Source organism: Tersicoccus sp. Bi-70 (assembly GCF_001968825.1).
GTDB lineage: Bacteria > Actinomycetota > Actinomycetes > Actinomycetales > Micrococcaceae > Tersicoccus.
This window is the reverse complement of the sequence record NZ_MIEU01000010.1, coordinates 1-16,817: the sequence shown is the minus strand read 5'-3', so window position 1 is coordinate 16,817 and position 16,817 is coordinate 1. Positions and strand designations below refer to the sequence as shown.

General features: G+C 69.5%; 14 protein-coding genes and 2 pseudogenes. 6 read left to right on the top strand and 10 right to left on the bottom strand.

The window, feature by feature from the left end; genetic code table 11:
* Positions 1–30: 30 nt before the first annotated feature.
* A complete protein-coding gene (locus BGP79_RS03975; protein WP_233121094.1) occupies positions 31–447 on the bottom strand; it encodes an NUDIX domain-containing protein in 417 nt (138 codons plus the stop codon).
* 276 nt (positions 448–723) lie between these two features.
* Here BGP79_RS03975 and BGP79_RS16695 point away from each other — a divergent pair, with 276 nt between their 5' ends.
* Positions 724–1,458 carry a hypothetical protein gene (locus tag BGP79_RS16695; protein ID WP_076693385.1) on the top strand — a complete coding sequence of 245 codons (735 nt, stop codon included), beginning with the start codon at positions 724–726 and terminating at the stop codon, positions 1,456–1,458.
* A gap of 38 nt (positions 1,459–1,496) precedes the next feature.
* On the opposite strand, the gene BGP79_RS03965 is transcribed toward BGP79_RS16695, so the two are convergent.
* On the bottom strand, positions 1,497–2,114 hold the full coding sequence (locus BGP79_RS03965) for a hypothetical protein (RefSeq protein ID WP_076693384.1): 618 nt from the start codon (positions 2,112–2,114) through the stop codon (positions 1,497–1,499).
* Positions 2,115–2,423: 309 nt separating this feature from the next.
* Here BGP79_RS03965 and BGP79_RS03960 point away from each other — a divergent pair, with 309 nt between their 5' ends.
* Positions 2,424–3,221, top strand: a complete 798-nt coding sequence (locus BGP79_RS03960; protein ID WP_076693383.1) for a hypothetical protein — start codon at positions 2,424–2,426, stop codon at positions 3,219–3,221.
* A gap of 122 nt (positions 3,222–3,343) precedes the next feature.
* Here BGP79_RS03960 and BGP79_RS16690 read toward each other — a convergent pair whose 3' ends face one another.
* Positions 3,344–3,835, bottom strand: a complete 492-nt coding sequence (locus tag BGP79_RS16690) for a cupredoxin domain-containing protein (protein WP_198928419.1) — start codon at positions 3,833–3,835, stop codon at positions 3,344–3,346.
* 154 nt (positions 3,836–3,989) lie between these two features.
* Positions 3,990–6,812 (bottom strand): annotated as a pseudogene (locus BGP79_RS03945) (cation-translocating P-type ATPase).
* A gap of 751 nt (positions 6,813–7,563) precedes the next feature.
* Here BGP79_RS03945 and BGP79_RS16340 point away from each other — a divergent pair.
* Positions 7,564–7,719 (top strand): annotated as a pseudogene (locus BGP79_RS16340) (ISL3 family transposase); the annotation flags it as partial.
* 193 nt (positions 7,720–7,912) lie between these two features.
* On the top strand, positions 7,913–9,046 hold the full coding sequence (locus BGP79_RS03935) for an L-dopachrome tautomerase-related protein (RefSeq protein ID WP_076693380.1): 1,134 nt from the start codon (positions 7,913–7,915) through the stop codon (positions 9,044–9,046).
* A gap of 54 nt (positions 9,047–9,100) precedes the next feature.
* Here BGP79_RS03935 and BGP79_RS03930 read toward each other — a convergent pair whose 3' ends face one another.
* Complete coding sequence (locus tag BGP79_RS03930) at positions 9,101–9,547, bottom strand: hypothetical protein (protein ID WP_076693379.1); 447 nt, start codon at positions 9,545–9,547, stop codon at positions 9,101–9,103.
* A gap of 153 nt (positions 9,548–9,700) precedes the next feature.
* On the opposite strand from BGP79_RS03930, the gene BGP79_RS03925 reads away from it, so the two are divergent.
* Both BGP79_RS03925 and BGP79_RS16335 read left to right on the top strand, forming a co-directional pair.
* On the top strand, positions 9,701–11,002 hold the full coding sequence (locus BGP79_RS03925) for an ISL3 family transposase (RefSeq protein ID WP_076693378.1): 1,302 nt from the start codon (positions 9,701–9,703) through the stop codon (positions 11,000–11,002).
* A 419-nt stretch (positions 11,003–11,421) separates the two neighbouring features.
* Complete coding sequence (locus BGP79_RS16335; protein ID WP_143588305.1) at positions 11,422–11,928, top strand: hypothetical protein; 507 nt, start codon at positions 11,422–11,424, stop codon at positions 11,926–11,928.
* Between the two features lie 76 nt (positions 11,929–12,004).
* On the opposite strand, the gene BGP79_RS16560 is transcribed toward BGP79_RS16335, so the two are convergent.
* The 5 genes from BGP79_RS16560 to BGP79_RS03905 all read right to left on the bottom strand — a co-directional run bounded on the left by BGP79_RS16560 (position 12,005) and on the right by BGP79_RS03905 (position 16,521).
* A complete protein-coding gene (locus tag BGP79_RS16560; protein WP_158067130.1) occupies positions 12,005–12,145 on the bottom strand; it encodes a hypothetical protein in 141 nt (46 codons plus the stop codon).
* Between the two features lie 368 nt (positions 12,146–12,513).
* Positions 12,514–12,882 carry a DUF6573 family protein gene (locus tag BGP79_RS03920; protein ID WP_076693377.1) on the bottom strand — a complete coding sequence of 123 codons (369 nt, stop codon included), beginning with the start codon at positions 12,880–12,882 and terminating at the stop codon, positions 12,514–12,516.
* Positions 12,883–12,944: 62 nt separating this feature from the next.
* Positions 12,945–13,265 (bottom strand): hypothetical protein, encoded by a 321-nt coding sequence (locus BGP79_RS03915; protein WP_076693376.1) that lies wholly within the window; start codon positions 13,263–13,265, stop codon positions 12,945–12,947.
* A 458-nt stretch (positions 13,266–13,723) separates the two neighbouring features.
* Positions 13,724–14,746: a DUF4192 family protein gene (locus BGP79_RS03910; RefSeq protein WP_076693375.1), complete on the bottom strand. Its 1,023-nt coding sequence runs from the start codon at positions 14,744–14,746 to the stop codon at positions 13,724–13,726.
* A 452-nt stretch (positions 14,747–15,198) separates the two neighbouring features.
* The gene (locus BGP79_RS03905; RefSeq protein WP_076693374.1) at positions 15,199–16,521 is read right to left on the bottom strand and encodes a ParB/RepB/Spo0J family partition protein; all 1,323 of its coding nucleotides are present in this window, start codon (positions 16,519–16,521) and stop codon (positions 15,199–15,201) included.
* Between the last annotated feature and the right edge of the window lie 296 nt (positions 16,522–16,817).

The window sequence follows — 16,817 nt, the reverse complement described above, 5'->3', positions numbered from 1 at the left end:
CTCCGCCGGCGATCAGTACCGGTCATCTGCTCAGGACAGCCCGGGCAGCACGTGTTCGCTCAACAGCGGGGCCACGTCCGCCGGGTAGGCGTCCAGGCCGATCGGCTGCCAGCGGAGTTCCTCGATCTCCCCGGTCGGCTCACCCACCGGGATCACGGGATGGGTGAAGACGACCGCCTCGACGTCGTGGTCGGCCTCGTTGGCCGCCGCGGCCCGGAACGTGCCGAGGCACACGAGGCGGTCGGCGGTGATCGCCACCCCGAGCTCCTCGGCGACCTCGCGGACGGCAGTCTCCTCGCTCGTCTCGCCGGGTTCCGGCTTCCCGCCCGGGAACATGAACCGGGACGTGCCCCGCTTCCGCACCGTCAGCACCCCGCGCTCGGCATCGGCCAGCACCACCGCACTCACCCGCACCACCGGCCGGGCCTGCTCCACCTCACCGCTCACCGGACCAGCTTCCCACTCCGTGGCACCGATCCGTCGGCGCAGGCTGGAGCGTCGGTACGCCACCAGTCACCGGCGGCCGGGCAAGAGCAGCACTCGCCGTATCGGCCGTCCGTCGGCGCGCGACAAGGAGCGGACGCAGGCCCGTGAAGGCGGCCGGCGCACCGACCCACCTCTGGATCCTCAGCACCACGAAAGGCCCCGCACAGCCCGCGGACCGAGAGTGGTGTGGACGGGTTCGACGAAGGCCGCCGGACCCGGTCCTGACAGGAGTTCACCATGAAGGCAACCCGCGTCACCATCGCCGCTGCGTCCGCAGCCGTCGCCGCCGCCGTCCTCGCCGGTGGCGGGACCGCCGTCGCGAACGCCGTGACCACGTCCAGCCCCTCGACGGCGCCCAGCGGTGCCGCCACCGATGCGAATCCACGAGGCCAGCACACCGCGGCCACGGCGGAAGAGACCGCCCGGGTGACCGCGGCCGTCAAGGCCAAGGCCGCGTCCGCCCAGGTCACGAAGGTCGAGAAGGACGCCGACGGCTCGTTCGACGCGACGGCCACCCTGAACGGCGCCACCGTCCGGTACGACGTCAGCGCCGACTACGCCACGGTGACCGTCAACGATCACGGGGGTCCCGGCGGTCCCGGTGGACACGGCGACCGCGGTGGCTCGCACACGCCGCTGACCAGTGACCAACTCGCCAAGGTCACGGCCGCGATCAAGGCGAAGGACGCGAACGCGACGGTCAAGGAGTCGTGGAAGGACGCGGACGGGTCGTTCGACGTCGTGGCCACCTCCGGGAGCACCACCACCAAGTACGAGGTCAGCGCGGACTACTCCACCGTCACGGTCGACGCCGGGTTCGGCCAGGGCCGTCACGGCGGGCGCCACGGCGACGGCCCGTCCGGCTCATCCGCCCCGTCGAGTTCCGCCAGCCCGTCGAGTTCCGCCAGCCCGTCGAGTTCCGCCAGCCCGTCGAGTTCCGCGCGCCCGTCCGGCAGCAGCCTGGAGGGGTGACGACGGCACCGGCCGGCGTCGCCGCGGTGACGGCCTGATCACCGCGGCGATGCGGCCGGGCGGTCGGGCCACATGCACGTGGCCCGACCGCTGAGTGCGACGATCGCCGTCCCGTCGAGGCGGACGTGCGCTTCCGGAAGTCCCAGGTCGGGCCACTGGAAGACGAGGTCGAGGGGACCCTGGGGCGGCAGGGGCCACAACCAGAGGCCCTCCGTGGTGGAGTACGACCGGTCGTCCCCGCCGCCTCCGCCGCCGCTGCGGATCAGCACCGAGGAACGAGGTTCGGTGAAGGGATCCTCAGTCGGTCCGTGATGGGCACCGTCGAGCACACGTTGACCATTGCTGAGGACGACGCCGTAGCGGAGCCTGCCCGGGGTGTCCTCGCTCTCCCGGCCGAGGAAGGCCTCACGGTGGCGAGCCCAGTCACCCCGGGACATCGAGTGCCGCCGCAGCCGCCGCTCGATCCGGAGATCGATCCCGCTCCTGAAGACGTCGGCCCCGAGCAGTGCCACGGCGACATGGTCGGAGACACCCAGGACGGCGGGATGAGCCCACGCCACCGGGATCTCGTCGTCGGGAGGCCCCCACCACGCCGGGCGCGGCGCCTCCGGCGGGTGCTCCTCGTCGGCCACGTCGTCGAGCGGAAAGAATCCCATGCGCCGAGCACACACCACGCGGGGTCGCCGCACAACCGTCAGGGTGCACCAGATCCGTCGTGAGGAAGCCCTCCACGACAGCGTCACGCGGAGCTGGCAGACCCCGGCCTACAGCACCGGCGGCGAATGCACTGTCGCCTGATTCCTGCGGCCCGCCCTCCATGGCGTCGAGCGGAACCGGCAACACCGGTCTCGTTTGCGCATCGATGCTGGTCAGAGCGCCGAGAATCTCGATTTGTGAGCTATGTTGGGCGCAGGCGTCGACACTAAGCCGACTGCCTTTCCACTCCACTCAGGGAGCAACACCACATGAAGCGCACTTCTGTTCTTCTCGCAGCACCGGCGCTGGCGCTGGGGGCGCTGGCCCTCTCGGCCGTCCCGGCCCAGGCCCACGACGCCGACACCACCGTCTACCAGACCCAGCTCAAGGCTCTCAACGGCAGCACCGCCAGTGGCAGCGTCTGGGTCTCGGTCCACGGGAACCAGGCCACCGTCACCGAGACAGTGACCGGTCTGCCGGCCTCGTTCAACGGCCAGGCCTACCCGCACGTCCAGCACATCCACATCGGTGCCATGGGCATGTGCCCGGACGCCTCCGCGGACAAGAACGGTGACGGCGTCGTCAGCACCACCGAGGGCGCCCCGCACTACGGCAAGATCGCCCAGACGCTGACCACCAGCGGGGACACCTCGCCGGCCAGCGCGACCGATCTGAAGCTGGCGCCCTCCGGCGGCACCATCGACTACAAGCGGTCCTTCACCCTGAGCGCGGAGACCATCAACGCACTCAAGGCCGGTACCGCCTCCGTCGTGGTCCACGGTCTGGACCCGGCCACTCTGTCCCCGGCCGCGGCGAAGGCCAAGAGTGACATCGTTCCCTCCCTGCCGCTGGCCGCCACCTCGCCGGCCCTCTGCGGTGAGCTGACCGTCTCGCAGATGAGCGCGATGCCCAACGGTGCCCCGGAGACCGGTGTGAAGTCGGCCGCCCCGACCACGTCCACGGACGCCACCCCGGGTGTCCTCGCCGCTGCCGGTGGGGTTCTCGTGGCCGGTGCCGCCGCGTTCGGTCTGAACCGTCGCCGGACTGCCCGCAAGGCGCAGGACTGACCCTCAGTTCTGAACTGAACACCACAGCGCCGCCGCGGATCCGGGAAACCGGTCCGCGGCGGCGTTGTTCGTGGCCTCCGACTGCTGTGGTCGACTGCAGGCCGCCGAGCTGGATCTTTCCGCTATTCGACGGTCAACTCGCCATTCATGTTCCCGTGGAACTCGCAGTGGAAGGCATAGCGTCCGGGCTTGGCCGGTGCCTTGAAGGACATCGACTCGCCGGGCTTGACGGTGACCCCGAAGGACCCGTCATCGGCGGTGACGGTATGCGTGGTGTCGTCATTGTTCTTGACGGTCACGGTCGATCCTGCCCCCACGGCACCATGCGACTGGTAGGCGAATTCCTTGATCTCGATCATGCCGGCCACGGCCGCGCTGGATGCCGTGGCAGTCGACTTCGAAGTCGAGGCGGACGCCGACGGCGTCATGGATGGGGCGGACGACATCGAGGCGCCTGAGGTCATCGACTCCGACGACATCGAGGAGCTGGCCATGGGCGACGCCATGGCCGAGGAAGCAGAACCGGTTCCACCGCCACCCACGGAGCATCCCGCCAGGGCGAGCAGGGCGGCAATGCCCACCGCCGGGTAAGCGAGTTCTCGTCTGATCTTCATGGCACCCTCGTTCTCGCGAATCTCCGTCCCGACTTCTGACGTCGGCCCGAGTGATGTTCGTAGCGACGGGCACCACAGATGTGCCACGGGTAGCCGAGCCGCCAGCAGAATGCTTCGCCGTCGGGGGCGCAACACCCGAACCCGGCCGCGCGCGTCAAACCCGAGCGCGCGCTCGGCGCACGGCCTTGACGATCTCCTCCGCCACCAGGACGAGGGCCGACGCGCCCACGGCCAGCGCCCAGTGTCCGACGTCAAGCGACGCGGTTCCAAAGGCAGCCTGCAGCAGCGGAACCTCCACCACGAGGATCTGCGCGACCACCACGAAACCGAAGGACGCCCACAGTCACGGATTCACGAACAGCTTGTGGAAGGCGCTTCCCAGATCCGAGCGGCTGTTGAGCGCGTTGAACAGCTGCGCGAACACCAGGGTGGTGAACGCGGTGGTGCGGGCGACCGCCAGTTGCTCTCCGGCCGGCACCCCGTCGGCGAGCAGGGTGAACAGGCCTCCCGGCAGGCAGGCGTCGAAGACGGCGAGCGTGGCCGCGCCCATCACCAGACCGATGAAGACGATCCGGCCCCACATGTGGCCGTCGATGATCCGTTCGTCCGGACGCCGCGGACGCCGCGCCAAAACGTCGTCGATCTCCGGGTCCACCCCCATCGCGAGGGCGGGACCGGAATCGGTGACCAGGTTGACCCAGAGGATCTGGGTCGCGAGCAGCGGCACGACCGAGGCCGCCGGGTTCGCCGGGTCACGCAGGCCCAACCAGCCGGCCAGGAGCACCCCGAAGAAGATCGTGCAGATCTCACCCATGTTCGAGCTGAGCAGGTAGCGCAGGAACTTCTTGATGTTGTCGAAGATGACGCGGCCCTGCCGGACGGCGCGGACGATCGTCGCATAGTTGTCGTCGCCGAGGATCATGGTCGCGGCCTGCTTGGTCACCTCGGTGCCGGTGATCCCCATCGCCACCCCGATGTCCGCCGACTTCAGCGCCGGGGCGTCGTTCACGCCGTCGCCGGTCATTGCCACGATGTGGCCGTCGGCCGGCAGCGCGTCCACCAGCTTCAGCTTGTGTTCCGGCGCCACGCGGGCATAGACGCTGACCTCGCGGGTGACCTCCCGCAGGCCCTGCTCGTCGAGTTCGTCGAGTTCGCGACCGGTGACGGCCCGGGCCGATTGCCCCTCGACGATGCCGAGGTCGTCGGCGATCCGGGCGGCGGTCGTCGGGTGGTCGCCCGTGATCATCACCGTGCGGATGCCGGCGCGGTGCGCCTCGGCGAGGGCGTCCCTGGCCTCCTCTCGGGGCGGGTCGACGATGCCGACGACGCCCAGGTAGGTGAGGTCGCGCTCGGCGGCTTCGTCGAACCCGTCCTCGTCCGGGTCCGCCTCGCGCCACGCGACGGCGAGGGTGCGGTAGCCCCGGGACGAGAGCTCCTCCACCGTCTCGCGCTGCCGCTCCCTCTCCCCGTCGGTCAGCGCCCGCGTCCCGTCGCCCACCTGGAGGGCGGTGCACCGGTCGAGCAGCACGTCGGGGGCGCCCTTGGAGAAAATGCGCCGCCCGTCGGCGTCCGATCGGTCCAGCACGCTCATCATCCTGCGCTCGGAACTGAAGGGCACCTCGCCCTCGCGGCGGTAACGGCCCACCCGCTCGGCGACGCCGTCGAGCTTGTGCTGCGCCACCAGGAAGGCGGCCTCCGTCGGGTCGCCCTGGATCCCCCACTGGCCGTCCCGGTGGTCGAGTTGGGCATTGTTGGCACGGACGCCCCCGGTGAGCAGGCGGCGCGCCTCACCCGCAGCGACGTCGCCGCCCACGACCTCGGCGGCGCCCTGCGGGTCGTAACCGGTGCCCGAGAGGGAGACCCGGCCGGAGGCGGTCACGATCTCGGTCAGGGTCATCTCGTTGCGGGTCAGGGTGCCGGTCTTGTCCGAGGCGATGGCGGACGCCGACCCGAGGGTCTCGACCGAGTGGAGCCGCTTCATCACCGCGTTGTGCTCGGCGAGCTTGCGGACGCCGATGGCCAGGACCACCGACAGGATGGCGGGCAGGCCCTCCGGGACGGCGGCGACGGCCAGCGAGACGCCGAGCAGCAGCACGTCCAGGAGCTCCTGGGGCGTCGAGGCGCCGTTGACGAGGATCATGGCGGCCATCACGACGATGGCGATGCCGACGACGGCGATCCCGAGCATCCGGGAGACCCGCTCGATCTCCCGGTCCAGCGGCGAGGACTCCTGCTCGGTCTCGTCCAGCAGCGTCGCGATGCGGCCCATCTCGGTCTGCATCCCGGTCGACGTCACGACCGCGCGTCCGACGCCGGACACGATCGCGGTGCCCTTGAACACCATGCCGGTGCGGTCGCCGATCGGGGCCTCCGCCGGCACGGGGTCGACGGTCTTCGTGACGGCCGCCGACTCGCCGGTCAGGGCGGACTCCTGGATCCGCAACGACGTCGCCTCGACGAGGCGCGCGTCCGCACCCACGGCGTCGCCCTCGGCGAGGACCAGGACATCGCCGGGCACGAGCTCGGTGGCATTGACGGAGGCCAGACGCCCGTCGCGCTGGACCGTGGCGGTGGCGGCGGTCATGTCGGCGAGCGCGGCGACGGCGTCCTCCGCCTTGTTCTCCTGGACGAACCCCAGAACGGCGTTGGCCAGCAGGATCGCCAGGATCACGATGACGTCGACGGGGGCGCCGGTGGCCCCCTCGAGCAGCCACGCGGTGAGGGAGACCGCGACGGCGACGAGCAGCAGGTACACCAGTGGATCGGCGAACTGGGCGAAGAAGCGCCGCCAGGCCGGCGTCCGCGGCGTGCTGCGCAGCTCGTTGGCGCCGTGGCGTTCCCGGCGCTTCCGGACGCCGCCGTCGTCCAGACCCTCGCTCGGCTCCACTCCCAGGGCGACCGCCACCTCCGAGGCCGACGACGCCCACGGGGTCTCGGGCACGGAGGGGAAGGAAGCGATCGACGTCGGCTCGCTCATGAGAACACCAGCCTCTCGGGCAGCCCCGGGCGGAGCCCTGACGCCCAATCTATCGGGGCGTCAGGTCACACGACGTTGCCACTACCGCGGTCGGGTCCGTCGAAGAACGATCGGTCAACGGATGGACGAAGTGATCACGTCAACTCGCGCAACTCCGCAGTCATCTCGCCTCCGGCGTCTCTGGTGTTTCCGCCGATGCGGCTGCCAACGCTCGGTGATCGTCGAGAGGACCACCTGGATGTTTCGCACAGGTTCGGCCATGACTGAACCCTGGGGCGACGCCCCCGCCAGGAGCGCGTAGTGCTGTCTCGACCCTTGCTAGCGACCCGGGCGTCGCGGGTGCCCGATAGACGATCCTCTATCGGGCGTTTCGGAAGCTCCGTGTTGGCTGGATGCAACTTGGGTGAATCCCAGGTGTGACATGCCCAAGGGCCAGCAGCCTTTCGCTGCCCGATAGCTGGCGGCCTACTGGGTGTGGCCCTGGTTGCCGGAAGTCACTTGCACCTGCCCGGTGCGATGCCTCGTCGCGGTTCGAACTTCAATCACGAGCAGGCAACAGCCGACCACCGTCGATGACACGAGTGAGACGACTCCCGCGATGAAAATCAGCCAACTGGCCACGCTCGGGAACCGGATGATCGGCTCTTCGGAATCAAGGGTGTAGGCGGGGGCCGCTGGCTGGTTCGCGGATAGACGTCGAGGTCTTCCAGGATGGAAGTTCTTCACGCTTGCCATCCCGGAAGACCTCGACTTGCTCCACCCTACGTTCGCGACCCCTGACCTCACCACGTTCTGCCGTCTCGACGAGCTCGGCCTCGAAGCCGTCGGCCAGCTGCTCGAGCCCGATCGGGCGGTGCTGGAGTGCCGCGTCGTCGATGACGACCCGTGGTGCCGGAAGTGCGGTGCGGTTCGGCGATCTTCGCGCTGCTCTTCCGGTAAGGGTTTCGTAGGCCGTCTTACGACGTTTCGTCTCGCTTCGCTCGCTCAACGTCCGGGGGTGCGACCCTCCGGACGCGAGCGAGGTGCGAAGCGATAGACAGCGCCGAGCGCCGCGCGCAACCCCCTTGACGGCACCCGGGCCATCCGCTTGGCTCGACCGCATGACGAATCCGTTCCTCGGCCGCGACAATCAGGCCATCGACGTCTCCGATACTCCGCGCGGTGAGCTCGAGGTGGTGCACACCTTCACCGACGGCCCCATGCCTACCGGCGTGAGCGTCTCACATGCCGGCCGCATCTTCGTGAACTTCCCGAAATGGGGCGACGAGGTGCCCGCGACCGTCGTCGAGCTCGTCGACGGCGAAGCGAGGCCGTATCCGAGCGCGGAGGCGAACCAGGCGAAGGGCAACGCCGACCCGGACGCCTTCGTGTCGGTGCAGAGCATCGTCGTCGACCCCGCCGACCGCCTGTGGGTGCTCGACACCGGCAGCCCGCTGTTCGAGGAGACGCAGCGCGGCGGTCCGAAGCTCGTCTGCGTCGACCTGAGCACGGATGAGATCGCGCAGACGATCCTGTTCGAGCCGGATGTGGCCCTGCCGACCACCTACCTCAACGACGTCCGGTTCGATCTGCGGCAGGGCGAGGCGGGCTTCGCGTACATCACCGACTCCTCCGACCAGGGTCCGAACGGCATCATCGTCGTCGACCTCGCCAGCGGCGAGGCGTGGCGGCGCCTCCACGACCATCCGACCACCAAGGCTCTGCCGCCCGAGGAGATGGTGCCGGTCGCCGAGGGGCGGGTGTTCGCCGAGCGCACCGTGGGCGAGGCGCCCCAGCCGGTGGCGATGGGCGCCGACGGCATCGCGATCTCCCACGACGGCGAGCGGCTCTGGTACTGCCCGCTCATCTCGCGCCGGTGGTTCAGCGTCGACACCGCGGCGCTGCGTGACCGCGCGCGCTCGGAGGAGGACGTCGCGGCGACCGTCGTCGACGAGGGCGACAAGGGCGGCGGGGCCGACGGGCTCGAGACCGACGACAAGGGCCGGCTGTACGCGACGAACTGGGAACACAACGCCGTCCTCCGGCGCCTTCCCGACGGCGAGATGCAGACCCTCGTGCACGACGAGCGACTGCTCTGGCCCGACACGATGTCGGTCGCCCGTGACGGCCACCTGTACGTCACGGCGAATCAGCTGCACCGTCAGGCGAAGTACCAGGATGGCCAGGACCTGCGTGTGTACCCGTACCACCTGTTCCGCTTCGCCATCGACGCGGGGCCCGTGCTGCTCCGCTGAGAATCCCCTCGCAGGAAGCGGGGCCCGGCCGTGTCAGCCGGGCCCCGCTCGTCGTCACTCCGCGGGGTCGAAGTCCTGCGCGCCGATCGTCTGGAACCGGCTGCGGACCTGTTCCGCGTCGTCGGTGAACGTCAGCGCGAGCTGCAGCAGCACGCGCGCCTTCTGCGGCGTCAGGTCGAATCCGGCGATCACGCCCTCCGTGCCGTCGTCGTAGATCGCTCCCGACCCGGTGCGCGTGGTCGTCACGAAGACCACGCCGTCCTCGGTGCCAGCGGTCCGGACGTCGGCCTGCGCGGTCGAGATGCCGCCGGCGCCGTGCCCTGCCGTGACGATGCCGTCGACCCCGGCGTCCACGAGCGCGCGGATGGGCACGTCCGACGCTTCGACGTAGTTGTAGACGATCTCCGCTGAGGCGAGGTCCTCGAACTCGACGGTCGACAGGTCGAAGGGGGTGGCCCATCCTTCGGTGCCACAGGCCTCGACACGCGCCGGCTCGCGCATGTGCCGGAAGTTCTGCCCGTCGACGGTTCCGAGAGCGCCGTAGGCTCTTCGTAGTTGAGGGTGTAGTCGGGGGCCGCTGGCTGGTTCGCGGATAGACGTCGAGGTCTTCCAGGATGGAAGTTCTTCACGCTTGCCATCCCGGAAGACCTCGACGTGCACCCCCCTACGTTCGCGACCCCTGACCTCACCACGTTCTGCCGTCTCGACGAGCTCGGCCTCGAAGCCGTCGGCCAGCTGCTCGAGCCCGACCGGGCGGTGCTGGAGTGCCGCGTCGTCGACGACGACCCGTGGTGCCGGAAGTGCGGTGCGGAGGGCGTGCCGCGTGACACCGTCACGCGGCCGCTTGCGCACGAGCCGTTCGGGCACCGGCCGACGACGCTGCTGGTGCGGGTGCGCCGATACCGGTGTGCCCACTGCCTGCGGACCTGGCGGCAGGACACGACGAAGGCGGCGATGCCGCGGGCGAAGATCTCCCGCGGCGGGATGAGCTGGGCGCTCAAGGCGATCGTGGTCGACCACCTCACCGTCTCCCGCGCCGCCGCAGGACTGGGGGTGTCGTGGCACACCGCGAACACCGCGATCCTCGCCGAGGGCAAGCGGCGACTCATCGACGACCCTGCCCGGTTCCACGGGGTCACCACAATCGGTGTCGACGAGCACGTCTGGCGTCACACCAGGCACGGCGACAAATACGTCACCGTGATCATCGACCTCACCCCAGCCCGCGACAAGACGGGCCCGGCGCGGCTGCTGGACATGATCGAGAGCCGCTCGAAGGCGGTGTTCAAACAGTGGCTCGCCGCCCGCCCGAAGGACTGGTCGAAAGCGATCGAGGTGGTCGCGATGGACGGGTTCTCCGGGTTCAAGACCGCCGCCGCGGAAGAGCTGCCCGACGCTGTTCCCGTCATGGATCCGTTCCATGTCGTCCGGCTCGCCGGTGATGCGCTCGACGTCTGCCGGCGCCGGGTCCAGCAGGACACCACCGGTCACCGCGGGATGAAGGGCGATCCGCTCTACAAGGCTCGCCGCACCCTGCACACCGGGGCGAGCCTGCTCACCGACCGTCAGCGGGTCCGACTGGATGCGGTGTTCGCGAGTGAGGAGCATATCGAGGTCGAAGCGACCTGGGGCATCTACCAGCGCATCGTCGCCGCCTACCGCGAGCCCGACAAGAAGAAGGCCAAGCTGGCCATGCAGGCCGTGATCGCCACGATCACCACCAGGGTTCCCGCCGCGCTGGTCGAGATCCGCAAGCTCGGCCGCACGATGAAGCAACGCGCCGCCGACATCCTCGCGTTCTTCGACCGGCCCGGCACCAGCAACGGCCCCACGGAAGCGATCAACGGCCGGCTCGAGCACCTCCGCGGCTCCGCCCTCGGCTTCCGGAACCTCACCCACTACATCGCGAGGTCGCTACTCGAAGCCGGCGGCTTCAGACCCCACCTACACCCTTGATTCCGAAGAGCCGGATACCGTCGTTGCGTCCGGCATAATCTATCCCGGGCGATCAGGGGATCCCCGGCCAACCAAGGGGATCAATGACAAGGCTTCACCTAATCTCAGTCGCGCTCATATCTGCCCTGCTCGTGACCGGATGCGCGGGTGGGGCTCAACGATCGGTTCCAGCCCCGTCACTCACCTCTGGTACGCCGTCGGAGCAGGCGACGTCTGAGGAAGTCACGCCGGATGCGAGTGAAGCGACGGAAGATCCGGACCCCCAGGCGACGCTTCCTGACTCCGAGTATGTGAGGGTTTCGCTCGAGTGCGGGGATCCGTCCGGTTCTTCACCCCTCGCCTCCTTCACCAGTGTCGAAGACGTGTGGGCGTCCGGAGAGGCGTACGACCGGTGTCAGGCTACGCGCGACGGTCCCGCTTTGAACAAGACGGAAGTCGCAGCGGTGCGGACGGCATATGGAGAGGAAGCCGTGGGCAACGGCTCAGATCAGTACATCAATGCTCTCTATGCGATCTGCGCTCAGACTGCTGGCAATTACGTCGAGGGGCCGGTAGAGGATTCTGAAGCAGCTGAAGCCGCCGGCGCCATCCTGCTCTGCCCAACTCATCCGAAGATCAGCTCCATGCGATCTCAGGCCAAGCAAGGCGCCGGCATTGTCGCGGAGCGCGACCGTGTGGCTACGGCCAAGAAGACCAAGAAGTTCGCCCTCCCGGGAACGTATCTCGTCGGGAAAGATCTTGTGCCGGGAACATACGAAACGGCTACCGACCGCGTCACCAGCTGCTACTGGGAAGTGTCGGACGCGCAAGGCAACATCCTCGCCAACAACTTCGTCAACGTGGCGCCTAAGTTCCAAATTGCGATCCCGTCTACCGCGTCCGGCTTCACGGCCCGGGGATGCAGTTTCATCTGGGTAAGCCCCTAGAACAGAGGGCCGGCACAGCGTCAGCTGTGCCGGCCCTCGCTGTTTTCCTCGCCAAAGGAAATCCAGGGTGCTGCACTCAGTCGAGCGGCTCGGGGTAGACCAGGTCGACGGGCGAGTCGATGACCGGGCCGGGCTCGTGGTGGTCGACGGCGTCCTCGAGCGGGGTGTGTTCGATGATGGCGACCGGGGTCGTGGGGTGGATCAGGTCGGCGCTCATGCCCCTCACTGTATCGAGGGGGTCAGACAGCCGCCTGGGCTCGTGCGGAGTGGTGGGTGAGACCGGCCTGGTAGTCGACTTCGATGTGCACGATGATCGCGTGCCCGGCCGCACGGAGATCCGCGCCGCGGGAGCACCGCCGGGTGCGGTGGATCTGCCGGCGGACCAGGTCGTGGGACCGGCTTGAGACCAGCCGGCGGCGGTGACGACGTCGACGACGTTCTGGTCGGTGATGTCGTCTCCGGTGATGGTCGTTCCCGTGCCGGGGGTGTGCTCGATGGTGAGCTGGTGCGCGCACATCATGAACGTTCTTCGTAGCGTGGCCGCCGGTGGAGCTGGGCCGCCCTCTCGGGCGGCCCAGCGGTGGTCTAGTCGTCGAGGGGGTCCATCAGGGTGATGACCGGCTCCGGTGTGTCACCCGGGCCGCAGCGCATCACGATGGGAAACGTCTCCCCGGTGGCGGGCTTGGTGTAGGTGAAGGCGCGGCGGTCACCACGCGGGCCGGTGCGGGCCTGGTCGACGGCTTCGTTGAGGAGCATCCGGATGTTCAGCTCCTGGGCGGCGCCGCTGGTCTCACGGATCACCCCGATCCACACCGCGCGGGTCACGGCCACGGGGTAGGCGAAACCGAACCGCTGGGCGTGCTCGGTGATGTCGATCAGGACACCGTCAGCGATGGCGTGGGCCCGGCTGTAGGAGTGGATGATCTCGGCGTTCTCGAACGGGTCGGTGCTCATTTGAGGGTTCTCCTTGCTGGTGAGGGGCGGGGCGCCGACCGGATCGCCGGCCCCCCTGTGGGTCAGGCGTAGTGGGTAGCGTGTCGGGGTCGGCCGTCCCACGGGTAGGCGTTGGTGTAGCCGTTGATGGCGACGGCTCCGCGGGCGTAGGTGAGGACCTTCCGCCGGAACGGTTCGCCGTTGTAGTCGCCTGGGACGGGTTCGACGTACTCGCTCAGCTCGCCGGTGACTTCCACGCACCGGCTGCGGATCGGCCGCAGCTGCACCGTCTTGGCGGTGGCGGCGACGACTTCGTAGAAGTCGATGTTGGTCTGGTCGTACCCCCACGAGGAGCAGTAGATGGTGCCGGTCTTCGCGGCAAGTCCAGTGTCGGTGATGGTCATGGTCTTCTCTCTCCTTGGCGAGGTGGGGAACGGTCCGGGACCAGCCGCCCAGGCTCTTGCTCTTCCCCATCGTTTTTCCGGCTGGCGAGCTTGCGAGCTGCGGCCGACGGAAAGCCGGTCAACCCGCAAGGGCGGCGGGGGAACGATCCGGTACGGCGATGGGAGCGACGCAGGAGCGCGTCGTGCCGGATCGTGGCGGAGCCGGCCCCGGAGGGGCTTGACCGGCTTGGAGCGGCCGCGATAATCCGCCAGGACAGCCGGACAAAACGGGTTCCCGTCGACGGGTGCAGCGGTAGCGGAGGCCGGCGTCGGGGACGGGACAGTCCGAGCGCAGCGAGGACCGCTACCCGGTCTGAGCGAGCGAGGACCGGTGCCCTGGCCTCGGCGTGGGTATGGCCGGGGCCAGCTGCCTGCGGTGGTGGGCCAGGTCTTTCGACCGGACCCACCACCCGCGGGACTCAGTGTCGCCGGTAGGCGGTGCGGCGGTTGGTGGCCAGCGGGTGGACGCCGAGGGTGATGCCCTGCCGGATCAGTCCGGCGAGGACGTGGCCGGGGTCGGCCTGCTCGGCGAGGTCCGCCCACGTATCGGCGTCCGTTCCCATGCCCTTGGTCCACGCGAACATCGCCAGGACCGCGAACAGGTCGGCCCGGTGGCTGGGAGGGGTCATCGCCAGTACAGTCCAGATGACCCGCTCGACCTCGTCGACGCGTTCCCAGTCGGGCACGACCCTGCCGGAGGCCAGCAGCGGCCACCCGGCGGTCAGGTCGCCACCCAACCCGTAGGCGTCGAACATGATCCAGTCCCGCAGGGGCCGGTGTCCGACCATCGCCGCGACCGTGGCCGCGTCGCTCACCTCGACCGTCTCCGCTCCCGTGAGCGCGGTGATCTGCCGTCGGGCGGCGAGGGTGTCGGCGTGGTGCCGCCCGTCGGTCGCGGTGACCGTGAACGCCCGGGCTGCCCGGTCGATCTTCGCTCCCTGCAGGGCGCTGCCGGTGTAGGCCGGTGCGGTGACGGTGGGCCGTTCGGTCAGGCCGTGCTCGGCGCGGGCGGCGATCCCGGCGGTACTGTGGGTGACCTCGGACCACATCGCCCACACCTCCAGTTCCGGGACGACGGTCCGCCACGCGGCGGGGGTGCAGTGGAACAGGCGGAACAGGTCGATCCCTTCGGCGTTGGCGGCCTCGGTGACCGCGTCCGTCAGGGTCCCGTACTGGTTCACGTGCTCGCTGTAGAGGGCGATCATCAGTCGATCCAGCGGGCCGCCGGTGGTGATGGTGTCCACCACGTACAGGGCGAACGCGCGGATGGTGTTCTCGTCCTCGATGTGCTGGGGCAGGTCCAGCCGCAGGGACGGACCCAGCTCGGTCCCCTGTCTGGTCATCCCCTGGACGAGCAGCGAATCACTCGGGCGACGCCCGGAGGTCAGTTCCATCAGGGCGAGCAGGTCGGCGTGGGTGCGGACGGTGATGCGCTTGGTCATGTCGTGCTCCTTTGGCGAGTCGGGGCTGGGACGGGACCAGCCGCGTCCCTCTCCCCCATTTGTTTTTCCGGCTGGCGAGCATGCGAGCTGCGGCCGACGGAAAGCGGGTCAACCCGTAGGGCGGCGGGTGGAGAGAATCTGCCGGCGAGATAAGCGACGCAGGAGCGCGTCGGCAGAATCTCGGAGGAGCCGGCCCCGACGAAGGAGGGGCTTGAACCGCTTGGAGCGGCCGCGATAATCCGAAGGACAGCCGGAAAAACAAGGGGGCACCGACGACGTGCCGGAGCTTGCGGAGGCCGGCGGCGGTGACTCATCAGCCCGAGCGCAGCGAGGACCGCTTCCCGGTTCGAGCCCGCGAGGACCGGGCCCCCTGCCCCGGCACGCTTCACGCCGGGGCAGGCACGCCCTGGTGGTGGACCCGGCCGCTCGACCGGACCCACCACCCGCTGCGGCTACTTGGTATCGGCCATGAGTCGTTCGACATCGGCGGGCGTGTATCCCCAGCCGATCAGGGCCGTCAGGTACTCCCCCGCCCCGGAGGGCCGGTTCCGCCACGAGCCGCGATCCATGTCGGCCTCAATGCACCCGATCACGGCGGCGAGGGCCACCATCGTCGGGTCGGTGGTCCGCTTCCTCGCCCACGCGGGGCCGTCCTCGCCCTTGGCTACCCGGATCGACTCGACGATGTTGTGGCCGACCTGGTAGGCGTGCCCGGTGATGCGGGCGGCGATGAACCGGGCCGCGTCCTTGGGCGGGGTCTTGCGGGAGAGCAGGGTGGCCACGAACTCGCGGCGGACGACCTGGGCGGCTTCCATCGCCCGGTTGTTCTCCACCACGGCCCGGCGTTCGGCCTTCTGCTCCTCGGTCAGCCCGCCCCCAGCGGCCCCGTAGTCCCCGCTGGTGCGGCGGCGGCTGTAGCCGCAGGACTTCCAGTCCAGCACCGCGTAGGAGTGCACGACCTCCCCGGACCAGTCGGTGCCGACGTAGACGGCGTTCGCGTCGTCCTCGGTCAGGGCGACCGGCCCGGTCGGGGACGGCTTCGCCAGCTCGGCCACCGCAACCGCGTCCCCGTCGTAGCCCCACGCGGCGGGGTTGCGGTCCAGAATCGTCAGACCCCGCTCCGTCGCCGTGGCCTGCGCGGTCGCCACGAGCGCGGCCCGCTCACGGGACGCCTTCAGCCGGGACGCCTCGTGCGCCAGCGACTCCGGGGACCGGAGGGCGACAGCGGTCAGCTGCTCCTGCGCCTCGACGTCGCCGTCGAACTGCGCGAGGACGAGGGCCTGATCGACGGTCAGGCCCGTGGCCAGGGCCTCGGTGGCGGTCGTGTTGGCCTTCACGGCCAGCGTCGTCTCGACGGTGGTCTTGGCGACGCCGATCCGCTTGGCGATCCGGGTCGGGGAGACACCGAGCAGGCTCAGCTGGTTGATCGCCTCGGCCCGATCCGTCTCGGTCAGGCCGGTCCGCTGGTCGTTCTCCACGACCTGCCTGGCCAGCCGGTCCGCAGCCTCCGGGGTGGCGACCAGATGCACCGGGATGGTGGCCTGTCCGGCCTCGACGGCGGCAAGAGTGCGCCGCTGGCCCATCAGCACCTTCACCGTCCCGTCCTCGGCCCGGTGGGCGACCACCGGCACGAGCACGCCGTGCTCCTTGACGGAGGCGACGAACGCGGGCGTCAACCCCGCGTCGGCGCGGACGTTGGTGTCCACGGTCAGCGTGGACGGGTCCAGCTCGACGAGCGCGGCGGTGTTGCTCTGGGTGGTGGTGTTCTCGGACATGATTGTGCTCCTTGGCGAGTGGGGGCTGGGACCGGAGCCAGCGGCGTCCCTCTCCCCCGTCGTTGTATGCCTGCTGGCGAGCTTGCCGAGCGGCGGCCGACGGAGCCCCGGTCCACCCGCAGGGCGGCGGGTGGAGAGAATCTGCCGGCGATGTGAGCGACGAAGGAGCGCGTCGGCAGAATCTCGGCAGGAGCCGGCCCCGGAGCGCCAGCGGAAGGGCTTGACCGGGGTGGAGCGGCCACGAAAATCCGCAGGACAGCAGGCACACCACAAGAAGAGCCAGGCGACCGGGGCGG